The following is a 7,598-nucleotide window of genomic DNA, read 5'->3' on the forward strand; positions in this document are numbered from 1 at the left end:
TGCCTCATAAAAAATGAATATTTTTTACAATATAATCATATATTTAATTCAGCCATTAATTTGGATCCGTTTACTGTTACGCAGCCGTAAATCACCGGCCTACCGTAAACGTTGGGCTGAACGTTATGGCTTTTGCAAAGGTAAAGTCGTGCCTGGCGGCATCATGCTGCATTCTGTCTCCGTTGGCGAAACGCTGGCGGCAATTCCTTTGGTACGTGCATTGCGCCATCGTTATCCATCGTTGCCCATTACCGTCACAACGATGACGCCGACAGGCTCCGAACGCGTTCAGTCGGCATTTGGTAAAGGCGTACATCACGTTTATCTACCCTACGATCTGGCAGGTTCAGTTAATCGCTTCCTTGATGAAGTGAACCCCAAGCTGGTTATCATCATGGAAACCGAGCTGTGGCCAAACCTCATCAGCGCCCTGCATCGCCGTAAAATCCCGCTGGTCATTGCCAATGCGCGTCTTTCCGCCCGTTCAGCCAAGGGTTACCAAAAACTCGGTAAATTCATTCGAACCATCTTGCAACGCATCACTCTCATTGCCGCGCAAAATCAGGAAGACGGCGAGCGCTTTCTTTCTTTAGGCCTGAAGCGCAATCAGCTCGCCGTCACCGGCAGCCTGAAATTTGATATTTCTGTCACTCCGGAGCTGGCGGCTAAAGCCATCGCGCTGCGCAGCCAGTGGGCATCGCGCCGTCAGGTATGGATTGCGACCAGTACGCACGAGGGTGAAGAAACCCTGCTGCTGGAAGCGCATAAAGAGTTACTAAAAAACCATCCGACGTTGTTGCTTATTCTGGTGCCGAGACACCCGGAGCGTTTCCCGGTTGCTTGTGAACTCACCCGTAAAGCCGGTCTGACATTCACACAGCGCAGCACCGGTGAAGTCCCCTCCTCAGGAACACAGGTCGTTATCGGCGACACCATGGGCGAATTAATGCTGCTGTATGGAATCGCCGATTTAGCCTTCGTCGGCGGCAGTCTGGTAGAACGTGGGGGTCATAACCCACTGGAAGCTGCGGCGCATGCTATTCCTGTGCTGATGGGGCCGCACACCATCAACTTCAAAGATATTTGCGCCAAACTGGCTCAGGACGATGGTCTCATCACCGTCACTGATACCGCATCACTGGTGAAAGAGATCTCTACGCTGCTGACAGACGAAGACTATCGTCTGTACTACGGGCGTCACGCCGTTGAAGTGTTGCACCAGAATCAGGGTGCACTGCAACGACTACTGCATTTACTGGAGCCTTACCTGCCTGTCCGGGGTCATTGATGGCTGACAAAAAACGTTTATCGGTCGTACTGATTGCACGTAACGAAGCCGGTTTATTAGCAGAATGTCTGGAGTCAGTCTCCTGGGCGGACGAAATCATCTTGCTTGATTCCGGCAGTGAAGACGAGACGTTAGACGTTGCGCGCGAGTTTGGCGCAAAAGTCTTTACGCACACGGACTGGCCGGGCTTTGGCAAACAGCGTCAGCTGGCGCAAAGCCATGCTACTGGCGACTACATTTTGATGATTGATGCTGATGAACGGGTATCACCCGAACTTCGCCAGTCGGTCGAAAAGGTCCTGAATAATCCGCAGGAAAATACCGTGTACAGTCTTGGCCGCAGCAACTTATTCCTCGGGAAATTTATGCGGCACAGCGGCTGGTATCCGGATCGCGTTAACCGCCTTTATCCTGCCCGTTTTCATTATAACGACGATCTCGTTCATGAATCGCTTGAGACGAAAGACGCGAAAGTCGTTCCGTTGCAGGGCGATTTGCTGCACCTGACGTGCCGTGATTTCTTCACTTTTCAGCGCAAACAGCTTAACTATGCTGAAGCCTGGGCAACACAGCGTCATCAACAGGGGCGCCGTTGCAGTTTCTTCTCGGTGATTTCCCATACGTTGGGCGCGTTCGTGAAAACCTGGATCCTGCGCGCTGGTTTTCTGGATGGCAAACAGGGTCTGATCCTGGCAGGCGTCAATGCACAGTATACTTTCAATAAATATGCTGCCCTGTGGGCATTCAGCCACCAACTGCAAAAGTGAGCCAGCATGAGCACTAAAGCAATTTATCCCGGCACTTTTGATCCAATGACTAACGGACATCTCGATATCGTCAGCCGTGCGGCATTGATATTCGATCACGTTATTCTGGCGATTGCCGCCAGCCCGAGCAAAAAACCGATGTTTACGCTGGAAGAACGCGTTGCGCTGGCGACACAAGTCACTTCGCATCTGAAGAATGTTGAAGTGATTGGTTTCAGCGATTTAATGGCGAACTTCGCCAAAGTACAAGGGGCGAATGTGCTGGTGCGCGGCTTACGTGCAGTGTCTGATTTTGAATATGAGATGCAGCTGGCGAATATGAACCGGCATTTGCTACCGACACTGGAAAGCGTGTTTATGATGCCGTCAAAGGAATGGTCATTTATATCTTCTTCGCTGGTGAAAGAAGTCGCCCGTCACGGCGGTGACATCACCCCGTTCCTGCCGCAGGTAGTCACGCAGGCACTGATGGAAAAAATCAGCGCCTGAGTTCAGGCTTAACGCTGGCAGCGAGGGCAGAAAAATGTGGTGCGCTGAGCATGTTTTTTGCTCTCTATCAGCGTGCCACAGACCCGGCAGGGCTCTCCTGCACGGCCATACACCTGCAATTCCTGCGCAAAATATCCCGGTTTTCCATCTGACTGTAAAAAGTCTTTCAGCGTAGTTCCGCCCTGCTCAATCGAACGTAACAACACAGCTTTGATGGTACTCACCAGCAATGCGGTTTCATCACGTTTTAGTGAATGCGCGGGCCTGTCAGGGGAAATTCCGGCGACAAACAGAGATTCGCTGGCGTAGATATTCCCGACGCCGACCACCAGTTTGTTATCCATAAGCCATGGCTTAATCGGTGATTTTTTAGTGCGCGATTTTTCAAACAGATAATCCGCCGTGAAATCCTCACTTAACGGCTCAGGGCCCAGGTGGGACAGGACGTTACTGCCTGCCAGATCGGTCGACCAAAGCCATGCGCCAAAACGACGTGGGTCGGTATAGCGCAGCACATGGCCAGTATCCATCACCAAATCGACGTGATCGTGTTTGCCCGGCTCGGTCTCTTCCGGTAATACTCGTAAACTGCCTGACATTCCCAGATGAATGATGATCCAGCCCGTTCTGAGCTCTACCAGCAGGTATTTTGCACGGCGCTGAACGCTGAGAACGGGCTGATCGCTTAACGCCAAAATTTCCGCAGAGACCGGCCAGCGTAAACGCGAATTACGCACAACGGCGTGCATAATTGTGTGGCCTTTGAGAAAGGGCTCAATCCCTCTGCGACTGGTTTCAACTTCAGGTAATTCAGGCATATCCTCTCCCGTAACAGAATCGTGATTAGAGTGTGTCGCAGACGTCGGTATCAGGCAAACAAAAGTCTTTCCGCCCTGTATGCCGGATTTCAGGCAATAAAAAACCCGGCCGGAGCCGGGTTTTATTAATCCGCTAAAATTACTTAATTTTAGCTTCTTTGTAGATCACGTGTTGACGGACAACTGGATCGAATTTCTTCAGTTCCAATTTTTCCGGCTTAGTACGCTTGTTCTTCGTAGTGGTATAGAAGTGACCAGTACCAGCAGAAGAAACCAGCTTGATCTTCTCGCGAACACCTTTAGCCATGATTCAGTTCCTTAATACTTCTCACCGCGGGTACGCAGATCGGCCAAGACCGTCTCAATACCCTTCTTATCAATAACACGCATACCTTTAGCAGATACGCGCAGAGTTACAAAGCGCTTCTCAGCCTCAACCCAAAAACGGTGTGAGTGCAGGTTTGGCAGAAAACGGCGTTTGGTCGCGTTCATTGCGTGGGAACGGTTGTTACCGCTCACCGGGCGCTTGCCAGTAACTTGGCAGACTCGGGACATGTCTATATCTCCAAAAATCAAATCAGCTCGAGCTTCGTATAGGGTATGGCCGCCTCGTCAGGCTTTTAGAGCCCATCTCAGCAAACTCCACTGAGAACCGACTCACTGTCGTCGGGTAAAAACCATTTCATCAGGTATGAAACCTGCTGAGATAGGCTCTTAACGCCAAACCCAAGATTCTCAAAGGTGGCGTAGTATACGCTCTGTAGCGTAAGTGCTCAAGTCCCGAACAGCTAAAGATCCCAAAGGATCTTCAAAAAACGACGCTAAATCCAACCGCGTTCGGCAAAAGACACCGTTTCTCCGTGACCTACAACCAAATGGTCGAGAACACGAATTTCCAGCAGTTGGCACGCTCGAATAATTTGTTCAGTCACTTTTCTGTCCATCAGGCTGGGTTCAGCCCGACCGGACGGATGATTATGCGCCAGAATTAACGCTGCCGCATTAACCTTCATCGCTCCACGAACAATTTCGCGGGGATACACTTCTACGTGCCCAATAGTACCAGCAAACATCTCCTCATGGCGAATAACCCGATGCTGGTTGTCGAGAAAAAGTACCAGAAAAACCTCCCTTTCACGAAAAACCAGCAAATTTTGCAGATATTCCCTGATAACCTCCGGGCTGAGCATGGCATTTTCAGCACTGAGATGTCGCAGATAGGCACGGCGAGACAATTCGGAGACCGCAACAAGCTGGGCAAATTTTGCCACACCCATGCCTTTGATGCGCGACATGGCATCAAAATCCGCCATCAACAATTTATGCAGCGAACCGAACTCGTCGAGCAGATTCTTTGCCAGCTCCATCACATGCTGGCCGTGCGAACCAATGCGCAAGTAAATCGCCAGCAGTTCCTGATCGGTCAACCCCTTCGCACCCTGCTCTAATAATTTTTCGCGGGGTTTCAACGTATCTTGCCAGCCGCTTTGTGATTTCGTCATCCTGACTCCTTTTTCGCGGCGATTGTGCCACAACGCCAGCCCTTCTGCTTTTCGGCATCATCAGCCTGCGAGACATCGCGCAGAAATTTTATTCCTCCTGATCCGCAGCATCGCCAATAGCTGTCATCATTGCGCGTTATGCTAAAATGTCGCTTCTTCAGGCTTTCAATTAATCGGACAATGATGATGACGGGACTTTCCGGCAAACATATTGTGCTCGGTATCAGCGGTGGTATCGCTGCCTATAAAGCACCAGAACTGGTACGTCGCTTACGTGAGCGGGGCGCAGAAGTGCGCGTAGTCATGACGGATGCGGCGAAATCTTTTGTGACGCCGTTGAGCCTGCAGGCCGTTTCCGGCTATCCGGTGTCTGATGACCTGCTTGATCCCGCAGCCGAAGCGGCGATGGGCCATATTGAGTTAGGTAAATGGGCGGACTTAGTGCTGATCGCGCCCGCCACGGCGGATTTACTGGCACGCATGGCGGCCGGTATGGCCAATGACCTGCTGACCACGGTGTGTCTGGCCACCGCTGCGCCCATTGCGGTGCTACCGGCGATGAACCAGCAAATGTATCGCGCCGCCGTCACACAGGAAAATCTGCAAAGACTTGCCGCCAGAGGCACCTTATTATGGGGCCCGGACAGTGGCAGTCAGGCCTGCGGCGATATTGGCCCGGGACGAATGCTTGATCCACTGGTGATTATCGATATGGCCAACAGCCATTTCTCCTCGCGTAAAGATTTAGCACATCTGAACATCATGGTGACCGCTGGCCCGACGCGCGAAGCACTGGATCCGGTACGCTTCATCAGTAATCACAGTTCAGGAAAGATGGGTTTTGCTATTGCCAAAGCCGCTGCAGATCGCGGTGCGCAAGTCACGCTCATCGCCGGCCCGGTAACGCAACCTACGCCTGTCAATGTTCTCCGTATTGATGTGGAAAGCGCGCTCGAAATGCAGAAGACCGTCCATGATTCAGTGGGCTCGCAGCATATTTTCATCTCCTGCGCCGCGGTTGCGGATTACCGCGCAGAGCTCATTGCCGATGAGAAGATCAAAAAGCAAGGTGATGAAATCACTGTGAAAATGATCAAGAACCCGGACATTGTGGCCGGCGTTGCCGCATTGAAAGAGCAGCGACCATACGTCGTTGGGTTTGCTGCCGAAACCCAGAATGTGGAAGAATACGCGCGGCAAAAACGGATCCGCAAGAATCTGGATCTGATCTGTGCCAACGACGTTTCACTTGCCGGGCAAGGTTTCAATACCGATACCAATGCTCTGCATCTTTTTTGGCATGACGGGGATAAAATCTTACCGCTCAGCGATAAGTCCCTGCTTGGTCAACGTTTATTAGAAGAGATTGTCAGCCGTTATGATGAAAAAAATCGACATTAAAATTCTCGACCCGCGCATCGGTTCGACTTTCCCTTTACCGGCCTACGCTACGCCAGGGTCAGCAGGTCTGGATTTACGCGCCTGTATGGATGCTTCTGTTGAACTGAAACCCGGCGAAACCACGCTTTTGCCAACCGGTCTGGCAATCCACATTGGTGATGCGAATCTGGCGGCGGTGATCTTGCCTCGTTCTGGTCTGGGTCATAAACACGGCGTAGTTCTTGGGAATCTGGTGGGGCTTATCGATTCCGATTATCAGGGCCAGCTGATGGTTTCCGTATGGAACCGCGGGCAGACAACGTTTGTAATCGAGCCAGGCGAGCGTATTGCTCAAATGGTCTTTGTACCTGTCGTTCAGGCAGAATTCAATCTGGTGGAAGATTTTGACGCCAGTGAACGCGGTGAAGGTGGTTTTGGCCACTCAGGCCGTCAATAAGAACCTGTTCAGCACCGCAGATTTTGATGCGATATTAAACAGATCCTTATCACTATCAGACCGTAACAACCCAAGGGAACGAAATAAGCCGCAGGATCACAGTGATTCATGCGGCAGTTGTGCGGTTTCTCCATGATTTTAGCCGTTTTTTAGCAAGGGTCTATTCAGACATGGCAGAGAAAGAAACGACAAAAAGGAACCGGCGCGAAGAGATTTTGCAGGCGTTAGCGCAAATGCTTCAGTCCAGCGATGGCAGCCAGCGGATCACTACCGCGAAACTTGCCGCCAACGTGGGGGTTTCGGAAGCAGCTCTTTATCGTCATTTTCCTAGTAAAACGCGGATGTTCGACAGCTTAATCGAGTTTATCGAAGACAGTCTGATCAGCCGTATCAATCTCATCTTGCAAGACGAAAAAGATACGCTAAACCGGATACGGTTGATTTTGCTGTTGGTGTTGGGGTTTGCAGAACGCAATCCTGGCCTGACACGTATTATGACAGGTCACGCATTGATGTTCGAACAGGACCGCCTGCAGGGCCGTATTAATCAGCTTTTCGAGCGGATTGAAGCGCAACTGCGTCAGGTTTTACGGGAGAAGAAAATGCGCGAAGGCAGCGGATTTACGTACGATGAAACTCTGCTCGCCAGCCAGTTACTGGCCTACTGCGAAGGTATGTTGTCGCGGTTTGTGCGTTCAGAGTTCAAGTATCGTCCCACTCAGGACTTTGATACCCGCTGGCCGCTTATTTCAGCGCAGTTGCAATAGCGTTAAGCATCAGATGTTAAAAAAGGGCCGGAAGGCCTAATGCCGATCGTTTAAGGATCAGTTGACCGATCCAGTGGCTCGTGTAAAAAGGGTTCATGCTCAACATGGACCCTTTTTAAATGGAACTTTC

Annotated in this window: 10 protein-coding genes; 6 read left to right on the forward strand and 4 right to left on the reverse strand. The window is 51.1% G+C overall.

The window, feature by feature from the left end; all coding sequences use genetic code 11:
* Positions 1-13: 13 nt before the first annotated feature.
* The 3 genes from waaA to coaD are packed head-to-tail and all read left to right on the forward strand — an operon-like array spanning position 14 to position 2,544.
* The gene (waaA, locus tag AC0Z7K_RS20750; protein WP_056774466.1) at positions 14-1,288 is read left to right on the forward strand and encodes a lipid IV(A) 3-deoxy-D-manno-octulosonic acid transferase; all 1,275 of its coding nucleotides are present in this window, start codon (positions 14-16) and stop codon (positions 1,286-1,288) included.
* Complete coding sequence (locus AC0Z7K_RS20755) at positions 1,288-2,055, forward strand: glycosyltransferase family 2 protein (protein WP_485615753.1); 768 nt, start codon at positions 1,288-1,290, stop codon at positions 2,053-2,055. The genes waaA and AC0Z7K_RS20755 overlap by 1 nt, the downstream gene beginning before the upstream one ends.
* Positions 2,056-2,061: 6 nt before the next feature.
* Positions 2,062-2,544 carry a pantetheine-phosphate adenylyltransferase gene (gene coaD, locus AC0Z7K_RS20760; RefSeq protein WP_485615754.1) on the forward strand — a complete coding sequence of 161 codons (483 nt, stop codon included), beginning with the start codon at positions 2,062-2,064 and terminating at the stop codon, positions 2,542-2,544.
* 8 nt (positions 2,545-2,552) lie between these two features.
* Here coaD and mutM read toward each other — a convergent pair whose 3' ends face one another.
* From mutM to radC, 4 genes are all read right to left on the reverse strand, one after another.
* A complete protein-coding gene (gene mutM, locus AC0Z7K_RS20765; protein WP_485615756.1) occupies positions 2,553-3,362 on the reverse strand; it encodes a bifunctional DNA-formamidopyrimidine glycosylase/DNA-(apurinic or apyrimidinic site) lyase in 810 nt (269 codons plus the stop codon).
* 139 nt (positions 3,363-3,501) lie between these two features.
* Positions 3,502-3,669, reverse strand: a complete 168-nt coding sequence (gene rpmG / locus AC0Z7K_RS20770) for a 50S ribosomal protein L33 (protein ID WP_004392084.1) — start codon at positions 3,667-3,669, stop codon at positions 3,502-3,504.
* A gap of 11 nt (positions 3,670-3,680) precedes the next feature.
* Positions 3,681-3,917 (reverse strand): 50S ribosomal protein L28, encoded by a 237-nt coding sequence (gene rpmB / locus AC0Z7K_RS20775; RefSeq protein WP_004953342.1) that lies wholly within the window; start codon positions 3,915-3,917, stop codon positions 3,681-3,683.
* 266 nt (positions 3,918-4,183) lie between these two features.
* Positions 4,184-4,864, reverse strand: coding sequence for a RadC family protein (radC, locus tag AC0Z7K_RS20780; protein WP_485615763.1), 681 nt, complete (start codon positions 4,862-4,864; stop codon positions 4,184-4,186).
* A 183-nt stretch (positions 4,865-5,047) separates the two neighbouring features.
* Here radC and coaBC point away from each other — a divergent pair, with 183 nt between their 5' ends.
* The 3 genes from coaBC (at position 5,048) to slmA (ending at position 7,468) form a co-directional block, all read left to right on the forward strand.
* Positions 5,048-6,265: a bifunctional phosphopantothenoylcysteine decarboxylase/phosphopantothenate--cysteine ligase CoaBC gene (gene coaBC / locus AC0Z7K_RS20785; RefSeq protein ID WP_485615773.1), complete on the forward strand. Its 1,218-nt coding sequence runs from the start codon at positions 5,048-5,050 to the stop codon at positions 6,263-6,265.
* The gene (gene dut / locus AC0Z7K_RS20790) at positions 6,243-6,701 is read left to right on the forward strand and encodes a dUTP diphosphatase (protein ID WP_485615764.1); all 459 of its coding nucleotides are present in this window, start codon (positions 6,243-6,245) and stop codon (positions 6,699-6,701) included. The genes coaBC and dut overlap by 23 nt, the downstream gene beginning before the upstream one ends.
* A gap of 170 nt (positions 6,702-6,871) precedes the next feature.
* On the forward strand, positions 6,872-7,468 hold the full coding sequence (gene slmA, locus AC0Z7K_RS20795) for a nucleoid occlusion factor SlmA (RefSeq protein WP_485615765.1): 597 nt from the start codon (positions 6,872-6,874) through the stop codon (positions 7,466-7,468).
* The last annotated feature ends 130 nt before the right edge of the window (positions 7,469-7,598 follow it).

The organism is Rahnella sp. 1L-D-7-B-C2 (genome assembly GCF_057290995.1).

Coding starts and splice junctions, on each gene's coding strand:
- coaBC (WP_485615773.1), top strand. CDS start 5,048: ATGATGACGGGACTTTCCGGCAAACATATTGTGCTCGGTATCAGCGGT.
- coaD (WP_485615754.1), top strand. CDS start 2,062: ATGAGCACTAAAGCAATTTATCCCGGCACTTTTGATCCAATGACTAAC.
- radC (WP_485615763.1), bottom strand. CDS start 4,864: ATGACGAAATCACAAAGCGGCTGGCAAGATACGTTGAAACCCCGCGAA.
- waaA (WP_056774466.1), top strand. CDS start 14: ATGAATATTTTTTACAATATAATCATATATTTAATTCAGCCATTAATT.
- dut (WP_485615764.1), top strand. CDS start 6,243: ATGATGAAAAAAATCGACATTAAAATTCTCGACCCGCGCATCGGTTCG.
- mutM (WP_485615756.1), bottom strand. CDS start 3,362: ATGCCTGAATTACCTGAAGTTGAAACCAGTCGCAGAGGGATTGAGCCC.
- slmA (WP_485615765.1), top strand. CDS start 6,872: ATGGCAGAGAAAGAAACGACAAAAAGGAACCGGCGCGAAGAGATTTTG.
- AC0Z7K_RS20755 (WP_485615753.1), top strand. CDS start 1,288: ATGGCTGACAAAAAACGTTTATCGGTCGTACTGATTGCACGTAACGAA.
- rpmB (WP_004953342.1), bottom strand. CDS start 3,917: ATGTCCCGAGTCTGCCAAGTTACTGGCAAGCGCCCGGTGAGCGGTAAC.
- rpmG (WP_004392084.1), bottom strand. CDS start 3,669: ATGGCTAAAGGTGTTCGCGAGAAGATCAAGCTGGTTTCTTCTGCTGGT.